We start from the raw sequence: 18,327 nt of genomic DNA on the forward strand, positions 1-18,327 counted from the left end.
ATACTTTTTTAAATTGTATTTTCAACTTCACAAAATAGTTTTATGAACATAGAACAATTAAGAGATTATTGCATTTCAAAAAAAGGCGTCACAGAGCATTTTCCTTTTGATGAGGTTACTTTGGTGTTTAAAGTAATGCACAAAATGTTTGCTTTGGTAGGCTTAAATCATTGGGAAAATGGTGATCAGAAAATTAACTTAAAATGTAATCCTGAAAAAGCTTTAGAATTAAGAGCTGAGTTTGATGGAGTTTCTGCTGGCTTTCATATGAATAAGAAACATTGGAACACAGTACTTATAAATGATTCGGATGTTTCAGATCAATTGGTTTTTCAATTAATCGACCATTCTTATGATTTGGTTGTTCAAGGACTAACCAAAAAAGCGAAAGCTGAATTAGAAAATTTGTAATATGACAAAAAGTGAGCTTAGAAAAATATATAAAGAAAAAAGACAACAATTGTCTGCTAATGTAATTCAGCAATTTACCTCTAATATTTATGAACAAGTATATAATTTAGATATTTCTCAAGTAAAAACTGCTCATATTTTCTTGACTTTAAAAAAGTTTAAAGAGATTGATACAACACCAATTATCGATTATTTAAGAAGTGAAAATATTAAAATTGTAGTTTCGAAAAGTGATTTCACCAACAATACATTGTCTCATTTTTATTTAGAAAAAGACACACAAATTGAACTTAATAAATACGAAATTCCTGAACCCAAAAATGCAATTCAGGCAAAAGAAACAGATTTAGATTTGGTATTTGTGCCTCTTTTAATTTCTGATGAAAATAACTTCAGAGTGGGTTATGGTAAAGGTTTTTACGATCGATTTTTAGCGAAATGTAGAAAAGATGTAATCACAGTTGGTCTTAATTTTTTTAAACCTGTTGATGAAATTACTGATAAAAATGAGTTCGATATTCCACTAGATAAAGTCATTTATCCTAAAAACTAGTCCTACCAATTATTTAGCACATCACTTTTCAATAAATAGTTTGGGTTAGGGCAAATTTCTTTCCAAAAATCAATTTCGCTTTCTAAAGCAACACCAGGAAAATCATTTTTGTAATCTAATAAAGTTAGCATTACTTGAAAATGCAAATGAGGCACCCAAGCACCATTTTCATCATAGTTACCTAAATCACCTATTTTATCACCTTTTTTGAGCTTACTTCCCACACTATATTTTTTCAAACTTTCTTCAGACAAATGCCCATATAAAGTATAAAAAATAAAATCATCTAACTTGTGTTTTAAGATTACAAAACCTCCATAGCCTTTGTGCGATTTTTGATGCACAGCACAAATTATTTCTCCATCTAAAAAAGCATGAACAGCAGTGCCAGCAGCCAACCAAAAGTCAACACCTAAATGTATGTTTCTTTTGGCTTCAGAATTTTCTGCATTATAAATATCTGATGTGTATAAAGATCGTTTTTCTAAATAACCACCAGTAATTATGGCTTTATTGTTTTCTGCTTGAATTTCAGCTAGTTTTCCTTCAAAATAAGTAGGATTATTAAATTCAGCTTCTGTTCTTACAATGGTATTTTCTTTGCTCAAATCTATATGACAAATTTCTGTTTTACCAATTGTTGGGAACAAATCTGTTAATGAAAAATTATAATTTTTAGCCCAATTTTTGAACTTTTCATGCTGTAGTTTTCTATCCATATTCAAAAATATAATATTCTATTTACATTTTAATATATCCTCTTTCTATTATTTGTAATTTTGTTTAAAAGCACTCAAAGATGATCATTCAAGGGAACATAGTCGATATTCAAAATCGTAATATTTTTAAGGGAGAAATAGAGGTAAAGGGCGATAAGATTATAGATGTTCGTGAATCAAATCATACCAATGAAAGCTATATTATTCCTGGCTTTGTAGATGCACATATTCATATTGAAAGCTCTATGCTTGTGCCTTCTGAATTCGCAAAAATTGCGGTTGTTCATGGCACAGTTGCTACAGTTTCAGATCCTCACGAAATTGCAAATGTATTAGGTGTAGAGGGAGTAAATTTTATGATTGAAAATGGAAAAAAAGTTCCGTTAAAATTCAATTTTGGAGCACCAAGTTGTGTGCCAGCAACTTCCTTTGAAAGTGCAGGAGCTATTATTAATGCTGATGACATCAAACTAATGATGGAAAATTCAGACATTAAATATTTAGCAGAGATGATGAATTATCCAGGTGTTTTATTTGATGATGAAGAAGTTTTGGCTAAAATTCAACACGCAAAAAACAACCATAAGCCTATAGATGGGCATGCACCTGGTTTACGAGGTGAAGATGTTAGTAAATATATTGCAGCTGGTATTTCTACAGATCACGAATGTTTTTCTTTTGAGGAAGCAAAAGAGAAGCTAGAAAAAGGAATGAAAGTAATTATTAGAGAAGGTTCTGCTGCCAAAAACTTTGAAGCTTTAATTGAGCTACTGCCAGATAATTTTGAAAATATGATGTTTTGTTCTGATGATAAACATCCAGATGATTTATTAATAGGTCACATTAATCAGTTGTGTGAAAGAGCATTGGCTAAGGGTATTGACGTTTTTAAAGTTCTTCAGGCTGCTTGTGTGAATCCTGTTAAGCATTATAATTTAGACGTGGGTTTACTTCAGAAAAATGATTTTGCCGATTTTATAGTGGTGGATGATTTAAAGCATTTTAATGTATTAGAAACGTATATTAATGGTGAATTAGTAGCCAAAAACGGAGCTTCTTATGTAAAACATGTGCCTTTTGAAGTGTTAAACAATTTTAATACTAACTTAAAGAAAGTGGAAGATTTTATGTTTGAATCTTCATCATCAAAAATTAAGGTAATTGAAGCTTTGGATGGAGAATTGGTGACTAATAAAATTGAAGTAGCATCTTTAATAGAAAATGGAAATTTAGTTTCCAATACAGCTACTGATGTTTTAAAAATGACAGTTGTAAACCGTTATGAAAATGCTGATTCTTCAATTGCATTTATTAAAAATTTCGGTTTAAAAGAAGGGGCAATAGCAAGTTCTGTTGGGCATGATTCTCATAACATAATCGCTGTTGGAGTTTCTGATGAAATGATTTGTAAAGCTGTAAATTTAATCATTAAAAATAGAGGTGGAGTTTGTGCAGTTACTGCATCTAAAGAAAAAATAGTTTCTTTACCTGTGGCAGGAATTATGTCAGACAAACCAGCCAAAGAAATTGGAGAAGCCTATGCAGCTTTAGACAAAATGGCAAAAGAAATGGGTAGCCAATTAAAGGCACCTTACATGAGTTTGTCTTTTATGGCGCTTTTGGTGATACCTTCTTTAAAATTGTCAGATAAAGGTTTGTTTGATGGCACTAGCTTCAAGTTTACCTCTCTTGAAGTAAATTAAAGATTAAAGTTTACCAATCTTTTGTACTAAATTAGTAGATAAACTATACAACCATTGTACTTGACCAAACACTAATTGTGTTTCATGCAAGGCAATTTTTAGTTCGTCAGAAATGGGTATGCCCTCTTTAATCTCCAGATCTCTAGTAACTGATAAATCTTTGTAATAATTAGAATAATTTCTTTCTGCAGTTTTCAACTCTTGGTTATCTAAAGAATCAATTTTTTTTGAAGAATTCGAAGAAATTACATGTTGTAAATTAGTTAAAATATGTTTTACATAAATCTCAAATTGTTCTGGAGCTAGACCTCTTTCGTTATTTTTAATAAACATACTTAAAGCAGAAAGAGAAGATAAGAAAGTATTGCTAATGGTAACAACATCATAAATTAAAGCACTATTCTCTTTTTTAGATTTTGGCTCTTGCATTAACCTTTGATAGGCTGCATTTAAATTACCAACTTTCAAGAATGCTTGTTTTCTAGCTAAGTTGTAACTCGTTGCAGTTTCTCCTTTTTCATGATAAAAGTTGTTGATTTCATTCAAATAAGTTTCAAAACCTTTTACAGTATCTATTAAAAACTCTTTCATGTTCTTCGCTTCCCAAACAGGCCATAATAGATAATTTCCAACAAAAGCTAAAACTGCACCAATTAAGGTATCAAATACTCTAAACTGTATAACTTCTAATACATTAGATGAAATAAGCGCATACATAAAAATTACATAAAGCGTTATAAATGCAGCACCATTTCTGTAGTTCTGTTTAATTAAAGAAAAACCAATAACCAAAGAAATTAAAGCAATAACAGCATAAATAATGGTGTTCTGCGTAACTAAAACTATAGCAACACCAACCAATGCACCTAAAATTGTACCAATAACCCTACTTTTAACTCTGTCTTTTGTTAAACTGTAACTAGGTCTCATAATTACAATTATGGTTAATAAAATCCAGTAAGATTGTTGCAATTCTAATAGATTACCAATAAAGAAACCAACAATTGTGGTAATTGTTAATCTTAAAGAATGTCTAAATATGGGCGATTTAATATTAAAATTATCCTTTAACTTTTTAATGTCGTAATCTATAGGGGTAATGAATTGCTCAGCATCTTTTATACCTCTAATTTTATCATTTTTATAGTATTTGGTAAGTATTCTACCAATATCAATTAAATTCTGAATTTGCTTTTCTTGATACGTTTTGTAGTTCAATAACAAGATTACTTCTTCTCTAGATTCAGGCAACCCAACTTGTAGCTCATACAATTCAATTTGATTTTCTATTTTTTTTAGAAGGATGTCAAAACTATTGGTAAAATTTAATTTTTCTTCTTTTAAAATTACTTTAGATAGATGTTTTAAATGATTCGAAATTTCATAAATCAGTACTTTAAATTCATCAATTTTTTCAGGATGATTTTCAAACAAATCATCAAATTTTTTATAATCTATAGCATTAGAAATGGCCAATTCATAAATCTCCATAATTCTAGAAAATACTAACTGCTGACGTCTAATTCTATTGCTAAAACCAGCATTAGCTCTTTTTTCTAAAATAACTTCTCTTAAGGTTTCATGAAGTTCGTTAATTTCTGTTTGGAGCACAAAATTCTTTTCTAAAAGAACAGTTCTATCATCCTTTGCAATTAATAAATCACCTCTAGATTTTATAAAATCGGCTGTTTTTTCTAATAAGTTTACAAATAGATAATCTGTTTGAACTTGAGGAAATAATACTTGGGTTGAAATGGTTAAGGTTAAATACCAAATACCACCAATTGCAATACAAATAGAATGTTGTAATATCGAAATTTCTGAACTGTCATAAGCAAATGCTAAAACCAAAGCCAATAAACCCGATAATGAAATTAACGAAGCTCTAAACCCGAAAACAGAAATATAGGAAACCGTGAAAATCAGAAAAACTAAAAGCGGAACTAATATTGGTAAAAAGTGGCTGAAGTAACCAACTAAAAGCGTAATTGTAAAGGTGAGTACAATAGAAGATAAAATACCATAAAATTTATGGTTTAAACTACCATTTGTATCTGCAGGTACACACAAGATAGATCCTAAAGCAATACCAAAACCAATGTCTATACTATCAAAAAAATATACAGATACAAAAACAGGAATAGCCATCGCTATTGCAATTAATAGTGCCTTTAAAAATTGCAGACTTTTTATGTATCGTAAAAATGCGTTAATCATATAATTAGTGATACTGCAAATTTACTAAGTTAATCTACTTAGAGGTTTACTTTGTGTTATTTAAAAATAAAACTTTAAAGTTAAGCAGGTAAGCCTTTAACTAATAAGGTTTGTTTATTTTTATCTCCTTAAATAGTTAATATGAGTTTACAACAAGATTTAGAAAAGAGAAGTGGTAATCAGTGTGAATTATGTGCTGCAAAAGAAAATTTATCGATTTATGAAGTAAAACCAGTTTCTACAGGCGGTTTTGATGGTAGTATTTTAGCTTGTGATACTTGTACTAAACAAATTGAGGGCGATGAAGAATTAAATGCAAATCATTGGAGATGTTTAAATGATGCAATGTGGTCTGAGTTTACGCCTGTAAAAGTGGTTGTTTGGCGAATGTTACATCGCCTAAAAGAGGAAGGTTGGCCAACAGAATTATTGGGTATGATGTATATGGAAGATGCTGAACTGGCTTATGCAAAAGAAACAGGAGATCATTTAGCAGAGGGTGAAAAAATAATTCATAGAGATGCAAATGGCGCTATTTTACAGGCAGGGGATTCTGTAGTGCTTATTAAAGATTTAAAAGTAAAAGGATCTAGTATGGTTGCCAAACAAGGAACTGCAGTAAGAAGAATTTCTTTAGATCATGAAAATGCAAAGTATATAGAAGGCAAAGTAGGGCCTACCCAAATTGTAATTGTAACAGATTATGTAAAAAAAATGGCAGATAAAGAATAACCATACTTTAATAATATGTAAAAGCCTTTAAAGGTTAAATGAAACTAATTTTTTCAACTAAAAAATTAGTTTAAACTAAATATTTAGTTATATTTGTTTCAATAAACTAAAACTTTAGTTGAAAATATGTCAAAACAATTAACAAAAGCAGAAGAGCAAATCATGCAAGTGCTGTGGGATTTACAAGAATCCTCAGTAAAAGATATTATAACTCAATTGCCAGAACCAAAACCAGCATATAATACTGTTTCAACAATTATAAGAATTTTAGAAACGAAAGAATTTGTTGGTCATAAAACAGAGGGTAGAGGGTATTTGTATTATCCGCTTATAGATAAAGATACCTATAGTAATCAAAGTTTACACAAATTAATGAATGGTTATTTTCAAGGTTCATTTAAGAGTATGGTTTCTTTTTTCGTAAAAGAAAACAAAATGGATGTAAAGGAATTAGAGTCTATTTTAAAAGAAGTAAATAAAAAATAAGCTATGATAAATTATATAATACAAGTAATCTTATTTCAGATTTTATTTTTAGCGATTTATGATTTTTTCTTAAGTAGAGAAACCTTTTTCACTAAAAACAGGTGGTACTTATTGGTTACTCCCATAATTTCTTTCTTTATTCCGTTAATAAAAATCTCAACATTAGAACAGTCTGTTCCAGAAGAATTCATAGTAAATCTTCCAGAAATTATGCTGTCTCCAGAAAAGGTGATTACAGAAGCGATACCAACTGAAAGTTTCACGAATTCTATAAATTATTTAAGTATTTTCTTTTGGGTAGGTGTTGTAATTTTTACCCTTCTATTTTTAATTAAGTTAGTAAAGATTGCAAGTATTATTAAAAAATACGATGCAGGGTCTTTGGTTTTAGCAGATGCGAAACTAATAATTATACCTTCTAGTAGTAAGGCGTTTTCTTTTTTTAATTACATTTTTTTAGGTGCTAAAATTAAAGAAGCAAATAGAGAAAACATTATTCAGCATGAGTTGGTGCACACACAACAAAAACATACGTATGATTTGGTTGTCTTTGAGATTTTAAAAATTGCAATGTGGTTTAACCCAATGATTTATTTCTATCAAAAGAGAATCACTTTAGTACACGAATACATTTCTGATGCTGTTGTAGCAAAATCGGAAACCAAAGAAAGTTATATCAACAATTTATTGTCTGGTTTTTTTCAAGTGGAAAATATTGAGTTTGTGAATCAGTATTCTAAAAAGAGTTTCATAAAAAAAAGGATTATGATGATGAAAAAGAATCAATCAAAAACCGTAAATCAATTAAAATATTTGTTACTAATTCCAGTTTTGGTAAGTATGTTATTTTATAGTTCTTGTTCTAATGATAATATAGAAGTTATTGAGGAAAGTAAGTCAAATTCACAAAAAGCGAAAGCAATAAGTTATTTTGAGTTGAATGGAAAACTAACAAAAAGTTTAAGTGATAAGTCATCATATCTAGATAGATATTTTGGCAATGGCATTCCAGAAGGTATTGAGCTAACTTATGATGATCTAACAAATGAAGAAAGGGAAGAGTATGATGTCACTTTTGAAAGAATGAAAAGTATTGAGAATGAAGAGTATAGTATGGTTAAAACCATAAAAATATTTGAAAAAACAAATGGTAGAAAAACGTTAGCAATAATTTTAAAGGATTTTAAAGATATTAAAGTGAGAAGCAAAAAAAGAGAGCCTCTTTCTGATGGATCTTATTCAGTTTTACACGTAAATACAACACCTACATTTGCTGGTTGTGAAGTGAGAGATTTAGATTGTTTCTTTAAAAAAATAGAAGAGCATTTTAGTTCTAATTTTGATACAGTGTTAGCAAATAGCCTTAATCTTCCATCAGGAAAAACAAAAGCTTATGTTTCATTTAACATCGATTTAAATGGTGAAGTTGCAGATGTTAAAGTAAGAGCACCTCATAAAATAATTGAAAAAGAAGTAAAAAGAGTGCTTCAACAATTACCTATAATGACTATTGGAAAAATAGATGATAAACCAGTAAAGGTAAGATACACTTTACCTTTTGTTTTTAATGTAGAATAAAAATATAGCTATGAAAAAGAAAATTCTAATTATATTGTTATTTGCAATGGTAAAAGTTGAAGCGCAGACTTCAACTTTTGCTGTTTCAGATAGTTTATTTGCCAAAGGCAGATACAAAATGGCTTTAAAAGTTTTAGATGAAGGTGAATCCTCATTCTTATCTAACTATAAAAAAGCCATCATTTATGAATCTATAGATAATTTTAAAAAGGCTAGTTTCTACTTAGAAAAGGCAATAAGATTTAAAGATGATGAAAAAGCCAACTTAAAACTTGCTAAAAATTATAGGGCTTTAGGGCAGTCTGCAAAGGCAATACCTATTTATGAAAAACTAATAGCTAAAGATACTTTGAATTTGGTTTTAAAATATCAATTGGGTAAAATGTATGTCATCAACAGAAAACCTAAAAAAGCTATTTCTACATTTTCTTATTTGGTAAAACAAGATGTAAATAATGCGAATTATACGTATTACCTGGGTTTAGCTTATGCTTTAAATGGCCAAAGAGATCCTATGATTAATAGTTTTATAGCTACTTATAAAAAAGATTCTACACATTTAAAAGCCATTAAAAGGTTAGCAAAGAGTTTTCATAAATTACAAGATAAAGATTCAACACAATTATTTGTAGATAAGGGTTTAGCTCTTAATAAAAATGATGTTGAATTAAATAAGCTAAAAATTAATAGACTTTATAAAGACAAGAATTATTTAGAGGCAGTTCCTCTTCTTAAAAAATTAGACACTATAGATAGAAAAGAAACGTATAGTAAAGTAATGTTAGGCAGGGTTTTTTATAATTTAGACAGTTTAGAACAAGCAAAAAAAGTGTTTACTAAATTATCATTTATAGATAGAGAAGATTACACAGCCCTAACTTATTTAGGTGATATTTACTTTAAAGAGAAAAACTACAATAAGGCTATGATGAATTATATGATGGCCACAACAAGAGGTAAAGAAGCAAGAGATGCTGAATATTATGGTTTAGCTCGTGTTTTTTATGAATTGGAAAAGCCTAAAATGGCTATAAAATTTTTTAAGAAGGCTTACGAGGAGAATATTTCTAATTACAGAGCCTTGTATCAATTAGCTACAATGTCTGATGATTATTATAAGGATAAAAAAATAGCTTATAGACTTTACAATGAGTATACAGAAAAGTTTTGGAGGAAAGATGAAGGCATGAATAATTTTGTTAGAAATAGAATTAATGAGATTAAGAAAGACTATTTTATGAGAGGAGAAACTTTAAAATAAAGTTCAGTAATTTTTAGTAAATTCACGCTATATTTTTAGAGCTCTCTATGCGTGTTTTTTCTTTCTTGATACTAATAATCTGTATTACTTCTTGTGATAATTTATCACTAGTAAAAAATACAAATGAGCAAGTTTTAGATACCATAGTAGATTTTACTTCTGTAGATACCTATCCTTCTTTTAAAGTTTGCGATTCTTTAATTGATAAAATTGAAAAACAAAGCTGTTTTAGAGCTACTATTCACAAAAAAGTGGGAGAGGAGCTACAGCAACATATATTTACAATAACAGATTCTTTAAATGAAATTGTTCTAGTAGATTTAGTTATTGCTAAAGATGGTGTTATAAACTTTAAAGGAATACAAACCTCTAAATTGCTAAAAAAGGAGTTGCCAAAATTTGATAGTTTGGTAAAATCTTCTGTAGATAAATTAGACAAAGTATATCCTGCAATCAAAAGAGGAATCCCTGTTACCACTAGGTATCAATTACCCATAAAAATTAAATTGAAAAACTAAATTAGTTTAGCATTTTCCAAAGTTTATCTTTTAATTCTTGCAACCCTTGTTGTGCCACAGAAGAAATAAATAAAGCATCTACACCTTTAGGTAATTCGGCTTTAATTTCAGCTTGCAATTCATCATCCAACATATCAGATTTTGAAATGGCCAATAACCGATCTTTATCTAGCAATTCTGGATTATGCTTTTTAAGTTCGTTTAGTAAAATTTCGTATTCTTTGTTAATATCATCAGCATCTGCAGGAATTAGAAATAACAAAGCAGAATTACGTTCAATATGTCTTAAAAATCGATGACCTAAACCTTTACCTTCTGCAGCTCCTTCTATAATCCCAGGTATATCTGCCATTACAAAAGTTTGATGATTTCTATGCTCTACAATACCTAAATTAGGTTTTAATGTAGTAAATGCATAATCTGCAATTTTAGGTTTAGCAGCGGTTAAAACAGATAATAATGTAGATTTCCCTGCATTTGGAAAACCAACCAAACCAACATCTGCCAATAATTTTAATTCAATTCTAAACCATCCTTCTGCACCATCCATACCAGGTTGTGCATATCTTGGAGTTTGATTTGTAGAAGATTTAAAGTTCCAGTTACCTAAGCCACCTTTACCACCTCTAAGTAAAATAACTTCTTTTTTATCTTCAGTTATTTCTACAATTACTTCATCTGTATCAGCATCTTTTATGATTGTACCTAAAGGAACATCAACATAAATATCTTCACCATCAGAACCAGTACTTCTACTTTTGCTTCCTGCACCTCCACCTTCAGCTCTAAAATGACGTTTAAATTTTAGGTGAAATAAAGTCCACATGTTTTTGTCTCCACGTAAAATAATGTGTCCTCCACGTCCTCCATCTCCACCATCAGGTCCTCCTTTGGTAATATATTTTTCTCTATGTAAATGTGCAGAACCTTGTCCACCTTTACCAGAAGAAGCGTATATTTTTATGTAATCTACAAAGTTGCCTTCAGTCATTTTTGTTTATTTCTTTAATCCTTGAATAATCAAGTTTAGTATTGGAAGTTTTTTAAGAATTTGATTTATAAAGTATCAAATACTTCAGAAATTCTTTTGGTAATATCTTCTATAGAACCTACACCATTAATTCCATAGTATTTATTTTGAGCCTCAAAATAATCCTTTAGAATTGCAGTTTTGGTGTTGTATTCGTTAAAACGATTTCTAATTTTTGCTTCGTCTGTATCATCTGTTCTACCACTAGTTTTACCTCTTTCTAATAAACGAGTAACTAAAACATCTTCTGGTACTTCTAAAGCTATCATAGCATTTATTTGTTCGCCTTTATCACCTAAAAAGGTATCTAAGGCATCTGCTTGAGATTGTGTTCTTGGAAAACCGTCAAAGATAAAACCATTCGCATCTGGATTTTTCTCAACTTCTGCTTTTAGCATATTTATGGTTACTTCATCAGGTACTAAATCACCTTCATCCATATATTTTTTTGCTAGTAAGCCTAATTCAGTTTGATTTTTGATGTTAAATCGAAAAACGTCTCCAGTAGAAATATGCACCAATTGATACATTTCTTTTAAAAAGTTTGCTTGTGTTCCTTTTCCTGCTCCTGGAGGGCCAAATAATACGATGTTTTTCATTTTAGGTGCTATTGATAATTGATATATTTCTGGATAATTTCTTCCTAAACCATTGTAGTCTAAACCATAACCTACAATAAATTTATCTTCGATGCTTTTACCAATATAATCTATTGGTAACTCTTTTCTAAACACATCTGGTTTAAAAAATAATGATACAATTTTTAATTGTTTTACATTCTGATTTCTAAATATATTATAAATTTCTTGAAGTGTGTTTCCTGTATCTATAATATCTTCTAGAATAATTACTGTTCTATTGGTTAAATCTTCATTAATACCTACTAATTCTTTAACGTTCTCAGTAGATGAGGTGCCTTCATAAGAGGCTAATTTTACAAAAGATACTTCACAATCTCCATCAAACTCTCTAATAAAGTCTGCTGCAAATAGAAAGCAGCCATTTAAAATACCCACGAAGATTGGTATTTCATCTTTAGGTAAATCTGCTTTTACTTGCTGTGCTAAATGTTTTACAATTGCATTAATTTCTGCCCTGGAAATAAAAGGCTTAAAATATAAATCATGAAGTTTTAAAATGCTCATAAAGATGCAAATATAAGGGCTGTAAATGGAATGAAAAAACCGTTTTGATTTTAGTTCAAAACGGTTTTTTTATATTTAAAAATAAAATTATTTTTTCTTTAACTCTTTCTTAGAAGAATCATACATAATTGGTGTTGCCACAAATAATGATGAGTATGTACCTACTACAACACCCACAATTAAAGCAAACATAAATCCTTTAATAGAATCTCCACCAAATAAGAAGATAGCTAACATTACTAATAATGTTGTTAAAGATGTGTTTATTGTTCTACCCAAGGTTGAACTTAAGGCAGAATCTACAACTTTACTGTATTTCCAATTTGGATAAGAACCAGCAAACTCTCTAATTCTATCGAAGATAACCACTGTATCATTTAAGGAGTAACCTACCACTGTAAGTATAGCTGCTATAAATGATTGGCCTATTTCCATATCGAAAGGCATAAAACTGTAAGTAATAGAGAATACACCTAATACAATTAATACATCATGAAAAACAGCAATTACTGCACCTAATGAGAACGATACTTTTCTAAAACGTAGTAAGATGTATAAGAAAACTACAATTAATGAACCAAATACTGCATATAAAGCAGATGTTTTAATATCATCAGCAATTGTAGGTTCTACTTTCATAAAACTCATAACACCTGCACCTTGCTTTTCAAAACCAGGCTTAAAGTTTTCGTAAGTAGTATCACCTAAATAAGGTTTTAAACCTGTAAATAAAGTATTTTGTACTTCTTCATCTACTTCTGTACCTTCTTCTTCAATCTTGTAAACAGTTGTAATTTTTAATTGATTTGCTTGTCCGTAAGTTTTTACCTCAGGAGCAGAACCAAAGGCATCTTTTAAAGTACCTGCTACTTCTGTAGCATTCATATCTTGATCAAAACGTACAACATAAGATCTTCCTCCTTTAAAATCTACACCTTGTTTTAAACCAATAGAGAATATAGAAATTAAACCACCAATAATAATTGTACCAGAAATAATGTAAGCAATCTTACGTTTCTTTAAGAATTCTACATTAATGTTTTGGAACCATCCTTTAGAAAAAGAGGTGTTAAAGGTAAGGTTAGATCCTTTATTTACTGAACTATCAATTAATAAACGCGTAATAAATACGGCCGTAAATAATGAAGTTGCAATACCAATCATTAAGGTTAAGGCAAAACCTTTAATTGGTCCTGTACCAAAAACATAAAGAATTATACCTGTTAATAATGTTGTAATGTTTGCATCTATAATTGCAGATAAAGCTCCTTTAATAGAGAAACCTTCTTCTACAGATTGTTTTAAACCTTTTTTCTTGAATAGGCCTTCTTTAATTCTTTCAAAAATAATTACGTTGGCATCTACAGACATACCTATTGTTAAGATAATACCAGCAATACCAGGTAAAGTTAACACTGCATTAAACGAAGCTAATACACCAAAGATGAATAAAATATTTACTATTAATGCAACATTAGCAAATGCACCTGCTTTACCATAATATAAAATCATCCATAATAAAACTAAAATAATTGCTAAACCAAATGATAGGAAACTTGCATCAATTGCTTCTTGTCCTAAAGATGGCCCAACTACTTCAATTTGAATTATTCTTGCAGTTGCTGGTAATTTACCCGCTTTTAATACTGTAGAAATATCTTCTGCTTCAGCAACTGTCATACTTCCACCAGAAATAGAAGTTCTACCACCACTAATTACCTGGTTTACAGAAGGAGCTGTATATACATAATCATCTAAAACTACAGCAACAAAATTACCTACGTTATCAGCAGTCATTTTAGCCCATTGTTTTGTTCCTGAACTATTCATTGTCATAGAAACTTCAGGCTTGTTTAGTTGGTCAAAAACTTGAGCAGCATCTAAAATAACATCACCTTCAATAGTAGGTTTGTCATTTCTGTTCCCTTTAATGGCATATAAACTAATAATTTCTGCACCATCAGCACCTTCTACAGCTTTATAATCCCATAAAAATTTAGCATATTTAATTTCATTTGGTAATAATGCTCTTACTTCTTTCTTAGAAAGTAAATCATTAACCATTGCAGTATCTAAAACTCTAGCACTTGCTACAACCGAACTTAATTGTTGTTGAGATTGCGCAACGTTTGGATATAAGTAAGTAAATAAGCTTTTCTGAACTTTAGTAGAATCTGCTTCTTCACCTAATAAATCATCAATATCATCTTGTTTTGCAGAGTCTTGTTCTTGCTCTAAAACAGAATCATCTTTTAACATTTCTGCTACTTTAGAGTTTGCAGCGAAGAAAAAGTTCTGAATTTCTGCATTTGTGTAAACACCCCAAAATTGTAACTCAGCTTTACTGGTAATTAACTTTGTAACACGCTCTATATCTTTAGCTCCTGGTAATTCAATTTGAATTCTACCAGAATTACCAATTCTTTGAATGTTTGGTTGTGTAACACCAAATTTATCAATTCTACTTCTTAAAACTTCAAAAGCAGTACCAATAGAACTATTAATTTCTTCTTGTAAAGTTTCTCTTACTGTAATGTTAGCTTCATCAAAAGAGATTTTTTCACTTAACGCTTTTGTACCAAAAATTGAAGGATCACTCAATTTAGTATCACCAGCTACTTTTTGAAATTCTTCAAAAAATAAGTCTAAATAATTTAAGTTACTTTCTTTTTGTCTTTCATCTGCATTTTCTAAAGCAGTATTAAAAGCCACGTTTTTAGAATCGTTAGATAAGCTTTTTAAAACTTCTTTTACAGATACTTGTAAAATTGCATTAATACCTCCTTTTAAGTCAAGACCAAGATTCATTTCCTTGTCTTTTACATCATTATAGGTGTATTGTGCTATACCTAAATCTATAATTTCTTTACTTGCTACACTATCTAAATACGTTCTTTCGAATTTAGCTTTTGCTCTAGCATCACTATTTGCACCTCTTTCATTTGAGTACTCAACAGCATCATCTTCTACTTTATTTGCTAAAAAAGTGAATGATAATTGGTATAAACTCACCAATCCAAAAAGAATAGCGAATAATTTTATTAATCCTTTGTTTTGCATTTTATATGGTTTTAGTCAAAAATTTTAAAAACGAGCAAATATAGATAACTTCTCGAACTTTCTTGACATTTAATTTTGTTTAATAGTTTGTTTTCAGAACTTTGGGTTTGTCTCTAGTTCTGATTCTGTTTTTCTGTTATAAGAATAACAGTTTAGTCTTATGATAAGAAGAAGTTTGGCCCAGCTCTAACCTCTGGAATATTATGTGAAGTACTGTTTTTTACAATTTGTTTTGAATTGTAAAACTTAGATTTTAGTTTTTTTGATATTTTAGAATCGGGTAAATTCGACTTTAAAGACGATGCATAATTCTGATTGTTTGTAAATCTGTCTGAATCGTATTTAATTTCTAAAATAGAATTACCATCAAGATTAGACGAATATGAACCTGAATCTAATTCATAAACATCAATATTAAATTTTGAAGTTTCTTCTGATGGATATTTGTTGTCTTCTAAAGGATTAGAAGATATGTTGTTGGATGCAGAATTGTTTAGTGCAAGTGCATCTTTAATGATAGATACATGGTCTTTACTAAAATAGATTATTTTTAACTTACCATTTTTAGCTTCTTGAATTTGAATATTAGAAGCACCAGCAATTTGTAATCGATTTTTTAAATCGATAATGGTAAGCTCCTTTTCAGCATCATTTATTTTAGCATGAGTAAACTCTAAAACAATTTCTTGATTAGGAGAAGGATTTTTTTCTTGTATAGTGCCAAGAAAAATTAATAAAACTAAAAGTGTACTTAAGTACCATTTTGTGTTCATGGCTCAAATATAAAAAAATAGATTGCTTTTAACAGATGTAAAAGCAATCTATTTTAATATCAATAAATAGGTTTACTATAGTTCTAGTAATCCGTTTGTTTTAGAAACTCCTGCTGCAGATTCTTTTAAATGATCTTTTTCAGCATCACTTAAATTAATTTCTACAATACTTTCTATACCGTTTTTTCCCAATACCACAGGAACTCCAATACATAAGTCATTTAAACCATATTCACTATCTAATAAAGTTGAACAAGGATATATTTTCTTTTGATCGCAAGCAATTGCTTGTACTAAACCAGATACTGCAGCTCCTGGAGCATACCAAGCAGAAGTACCTAATAAACCAGTTAAGGTAGCCCCACCAACTTTAGTGTCTTGTTTTACTTGCTCTAATCTTTCTTCTGAGATAAATTCTGAAACTGGCACAGAATTACGAGTAGCTAATCTTGTTAAAGGAACCATACCTTTATCTGAATGACCACCAATAACCATTCCATCAACATCAGAAATAGGTGCTTCTAATGCTTCAGCCAATCTGTATTTAAAACGAGCAGAATCTAATGCACCACCCATACCAATAATTCTATTTTTTGGTAAACCTGTAGTTTTGTGTACTAAGTAGGTCATAGTATCCATTGGGTTAGATACAACAATGATAATTGTTTCTGGTGAATGCTCAATTAAACTAGCTGAAACTGTTTTAACAATACCTGCATTAATACCAATTAATTCTTCACGAGTCATACCTGGTTTTCTTGGAATACCAGAAGTAATTACACAAATATTAGAGTTTGCAGTTTTAGAATAATCGCTAGTGCTACCAGTAATTTTAGTGTCAAAGCCATTAAGAGAAGCTGTTTGCATTAAGTCCATTGCTTTACCTTCTGCATAACCTTCTTTAATGTCTAATAATACAACTTCTGAAGCAAAATTTTTAATTGCTATATATTCTGCACAACTTGCACCAACTGCTCCTGCACCAACTACTGTAATTTTCATTTTTATTTAATTTTATTTATTAATTATTGAAAGTTGTAAAAATACAAATTTTGATTGTGTAATGTCTTAATAATAAGCAAAAAAAAAGTCTGTAAAATTACAGACTTTTAATAATTTACTTTGATATTTTATCTAAAGCTAAAAGCAACTCCAAGATTGGCTGTATTGTATTCTTGTAAAGTGTAACTACCAAATATTTTGAAGAAGCCTAAACTTAATCTTAAACCTGCAGTTGTTCTAAATCCACCAGCATCAAACTCTGAAGTAATAGGATCAGAAACTGTTCTGCTTTCTGCTCCATAACTTAAGGTGTAATCTCCTAACATATTTAACGTAGAATTACCTGCACCATAACCAATTCCTCCATATACATTGATTATAGGAAAGTTTAAAGAGGCAATTGCCTGCACAGTATATGCGTTAAGTTTAAACTCAGCCAAACCATCTGTCACATTTAAATCGCCACTACTTTCTATATTGTAATCTACAGTCATTGTAGTGTATGCAGCTAAAAGTGACACATGCAAAGGTGTTTTGTCTAATGGGCCAAACCAATCTGTAATTTCTTTTTTAAGACCTATACCAAAAAGATTTCCTTTTACATCATCATCTCCAACTTTAGGCACTAACCTTAAATTTACTTCAAATTTTGCAGGTAAACCTAAACTTACTTGAACAGCAGGAGCAGGCACTGCACTTAAAGGTAAACTTTCTTTAATACCTCCAGGTGCGTTAAATGTGGTGCTATAAGCTGTACCATTTTCCACAAAATTTACTGTAGTTAAAGGTGTATTGTCTTCTGAGCCAGCTACTGTTGCAGCTGTGATAGACCCTGTATTTATGGATGTTAAACCAGAAAGGCTAAAAATTTCATCCTCATCTGGAACAAGAGATGCATTTAACCCAATAGAAATGTCAAAACCTAACGTTTTATGAACCTTAGCTGTATGATACCAGCCATTATTCATGCCGTAGATTAAACCTTTCATTGCAGGATTTACGTATGCTTCTATTAATTTACTTCTGTCATTGTTGTCAGCTAAAAGATAGCCTTCAAAACCATCTTGTGCTTTCGTTTGAAACGAAAAGACAAAAAGGCCTATTAAGATTAATGTGTACTTTTTCATTTTTTTGGGTTT

16 protein-coding genes are annotated in these 18,327 nt (G+C 30.0%); 8 read left to right on the forward strand and 8 right to left on the reverse strand.

Annotated elements, in window-relative coordinates; translation table 11 throughout:
- Positions 1–42 precede the first annotated feature (42 nt).
- Entirely contained in the window at positions 43–411 is a 369-nt protein-coding gene (locus MED152_RS11885) for an MmcQ/YjbR family DNA-binding protein (RefSeq protein ID WP_015482136.1), read from the forward strand.
- Position 412: 1 nt separating this feature from the next.
- Positions 413–964 carry a 5-formyltetrahydrofolate cyclo-ligase gene (locus tag MED152_RS11890; RefSeq protein ID WP_015482137.1) on the forward strand — a complete coding sequence of 184 codons (552 nt, stop codon included), beginning with the start codon at positions 413–415 and terminating at the stop codon, positions 962–964.
- A 2-nt stretch (positions 965–966) separates the two neighbouring features.
- Here the strand turns inward: MED152_RS11890 and MED152_RS11895 are convergent, their stop codons facing one another.
- A complete protein-coding gene (locus tag MED152_RS11895; RefSeq protein WP_015482138.1) occupies positions 967–1,683 on the reverse strand; it encodes a peptidoglycan DD-metalloendopeptidase family protein in 717 nt (238 codons plus the stop codon).
- Between the two features lie 80 nt (positions 1,684–1,763).
- On the opposite strand from MED152_RS11895, the gene ade reads away from it, so the two are divergent.
- A complete protein-coding gene (ade, locus tag MED152_RS11900) occupies positions 1,764–3,386 on the forward strand; it encodes an adenine deaminase (protein ID WP_015482139.1) in 1,623 nt (540 codons plus the stop codon).
- A gap of 3 nt (positions 3,387–3,389) precedes the next feature.
- On the opposite strand, the gene MED152_RS11905 is transcribed toward ade, so the two are convergent.
- A complete protein-coding gene (locus MED152_RS11905; RefSeq protein ID WP_015482140.1) occupies positions 3,390–5,603 on the reverse strand; it encodes an FUSC family membrane protein in 2,214 nt (737 codons plus the stop codon).
- Between the two features lie 141 nt (positions 5,604–5,744).
- Between MED152_RS11905 and MED152_RS11910 the strand changes: the two genes are divergently transcribed.
- The 5 genes from MED152_RS11910 (at position 5,745) to MED152_RS11930 (ending at position 10,178) form a co-directional block, all read left to right on the forward strand.
- Positions 5,745–6,335, forward strand: a complete 591-nt coding sequence (locus tag MED152_RS11910) for an alkylphosphonate utilization protein (RefSeq protein WP_015482141.1) — start codon at positions 5,745–5,747, stop codon at positions 6,333–6,335.
- 126 nt (positions 6,336–6,461) lie between these two features.
- A complete protein-coding gene (locus MED152_RS11915; RefSeq protein WP_015482142.1) occupies positions 6,462–6,821 on the forward strand; it encodes a BlaI/MecI/CopY family transcriptional regulator in 360 nt (119 codons plus the stop codon).
- A 3-nt stretch (positions 6,822–6,824) separates the two neighbouring features.
- Positions 6,825–8,399, forward strand: coding sequence for a M56 family metallopeptidase (locus tag MED152_RS11920; RefSeq protein ID WP_015482143.1), 1,575 nt, complete (start codon positions 6,825–6,827; stop codon positions 8,397–8,399).
- Between the two features lie 10 nt (positions 8,400–8,409).
- A complete protein-coding gene (locus MED152_RS11925) occupies positions 8,410–9,660 on the forward strand; it encodes a tetratricopeptide repeat protein (protein WP_015482144.1) in 1,251 nt (416 codons plus the stop codon).
- A gap of 47 nt (positions 9,661–9,707) precedes the next feature.
- Positions 9,708–10,178 carry a hypothetical protein gene (locus tag MED152_RS11930; protein ID WP_015482145.1) on the forward strand — a complete coding sequence of 157 codons (471 nt, stop codon included), beginning with the start codon at positions 9,708–9,710 and terminating at the stop codon, positions 10,176–10,178.
- A 1-nt stretch (position 10,179) separates the two neighbouring features.
- Here MED152_RS11930 and obgE read toward each other — a convergent pair whose 3' ends face one another.
- From obgE to MED152_RS11965, 6 genes are all read right to left on the reverse strand, one after another.
- Entirely contained in the window at positions 10,180–11,169 is a 990-nt protein-coding gene (gene obgE / locus MED152_RS11935) for a GTPase ObgE (RefSeq protein ID WP_015482146.1), read from the reverse strand.
- A 65-nt stretch (positions 11,170–11,234) separates the two neighbouring features.
- Positions 11,235–12,353 (reverse strand): adenylate kinase, encoded by a 1,119-nt coding sequence (locus tag MED152_RS13650; protein WP_015482147.1) that lies wholly within the window; start codon positions 12,351–12,353, stop codon positions 11,235–11,237.
- 87 nt (positions 12,354–12,440) lie between these two features.
- Positions 12,441–15,413 carry a protein translocase subunit SecDF gene (secDF, locus tag MED152_RS11950; protein WP_015482148.1) on the reverse strand — a complete coding sequence of 991 codons (2,973 nt, stop codon included), beginning with the start codon at positions 15,411–15,413 and terminating at the stop codon, positions 12,441–12,443.
- A 158-nt stretch (positions 15,414–15,571) separates the two neighbouring features.
- The gene (locus MED152_RS11955; RefSeq protein WP_015482149.1) at positions 15,572–16,186 is read right to left on the reverse strand and encodes a hypothetical protein; all 615 of its coding nucleotides are present in this window, start codon (positions 16,184–16,186) and stop codon (positions 15,572–15,574) included.
- Positions 16,187–16,261: 75 nt separating this feature from the next.
- On the reverse strand, positions 16,262–17,188 hold the full coding sequence (gene mdh, locus MED152_RS11960) for a malate dehydrogenase (protein ID WP_015482150.1): 927 nt from the start codon (positions 17,186–17,188) through the stop codon (positions 16,262–16,264).
- 128 nt (positions 17,189–17,316) lie between these two features.
- Complete coding sequence (locus MED152_RS11965) at positions 17,317–18,315, reverse strand: DUF6588 family protein (RefSeq protein ID WP_015482151.1); 999 nt, start codon at positions 18,313–18,315, stop codon at positions 17,317–17,319.
- Between the last annotated feature and the right edge of the window lie 12 nt (positions 18,316–18,327).

It is taken from the genome of Polaribacter sp. MED152 (genome assembly GCF_000152945.2).
GTDB lineage: Bacteria > Bacteroidota > Bacteroidia > Flavobacteriales > Flavobacteriaceae > Polaribacter.

What these genes read in the sequence shown, in the direction of transcription:
- MED152_RS11955 (WP_015482149.1), bottom strand. Translation starts at nt 16,186, where the DNA reads ATGAACACAAAATGGTACTTAAGTACACTTTTAGTTTTATTAATTTTT.
- ade (WP_015482139.1), top strand. Translation starts at nt 1,764, where the DNA reads ATGATCATTCAAGGGAACATAGTCGATATTCAAAATCGTAATATTTTT.
- MED152_RS11920 (WP_015482143.1), top strand. Translation starts at nt 6,825, where the DNA reads ATGATAAATTATATAATACAAGTAATCTTATTTCAGATTTTATTTTTA.
- MED152_RS11925 (WP_015482144.1), top strand. Translation starts at nt 8,410, where the DNA reads ATGAAAAAGAAAATTCTAATTATATTGTTATTTGCAATGGTAAAAGTT.
- MED152_RS13650 (WP_015482147.1), bottom strand. Translation starts at nt 12,353, where the DNA reads ATGAGCATTTTAAAACTTCATGATTTATATTTTAAGCCTTTTATTTCC.
- MED152_RS11930 (WP_015482145.1), top strand. Translation starts at nt 9,708, where the DNA reads ATGCGTGTTTTTTCTTTCTTGATACTAATAATCTGTATTACTTCTTGT.
- MED152_RS11905 (WP_015482140.1), bottom strand. Translation starts at nt 5,603, where the DNA reads ATGATTAACGCATTTTTACGATACATAAAAAGTCTGCAATTTTTAAAG.
- obgE (WP_015482146.1), bottom strand. Translation starts at nt 11,169, where the DNA reads ATGACTGAAGGCAACTTTGTAGATTACATAAAAATATACGCTTCTTCT.
- MED152_RS11895 (WP_015482138.1), bottom strand. Translation starts at nt 1,683, where the DNA reads ATGGATAGAAAACTACAGCATGAAAAGTTCAAAAATTGGGCTAAAAAT.
- MED152_RS11965 (WP_015482151.1), bottom strand. Translation starts at nt 18,315, where the DNA reads ATGAAAAAGTACACATTAATCTTAATAGGCCTTTTTGTCTTTTCGTTT.
- MED152_RS11885 (WP_015482136.1), top strand. Translation starts at nt 43, where the DNA reads ATGAACATAGAACAATTAAGAGATTATTGCATTTCAAAAAAAGGCGTC.
- MED152_RS11910 (WP_015482141.1), top strand. Translation starts at nt 5,745, where the DNA reads ATGAGTTTACAACAAGATTTAGAAAAGAGAAGTGGTAATCAGTGTGAA.
- MED152_RS11915 (WP_015482142.1), top strand. Translation starts at nt 6,462, where the DNA reads ATGTCAAAACAATTAACAAAAGCAGAAGAGCAAATCATGCAAGTGCTG.
- secDF (WP_015482148.1), bottom strand. Translation starts at nt 15,413, where the DNA reads ATGCAAAACAAAGGATTAATAAAATTATTCGCTATTCTTTTTGGATTG.
- mdh (WP_015482150.1), bottom strand. Translation starts at nt 17,188, where the DNA reads ATGAAAATTACAGTAGTTGGTGCAGGAGCAGTTGGTGCAAGTTGTGCA.
- MED152_RS11890 (WP_015482137.1), top strand. Translation starts at nt 413, where the DNA reads ATGACAAAAAGTGAGCTTAGAAAAATATATAAAGAAAAAAGACAACAA.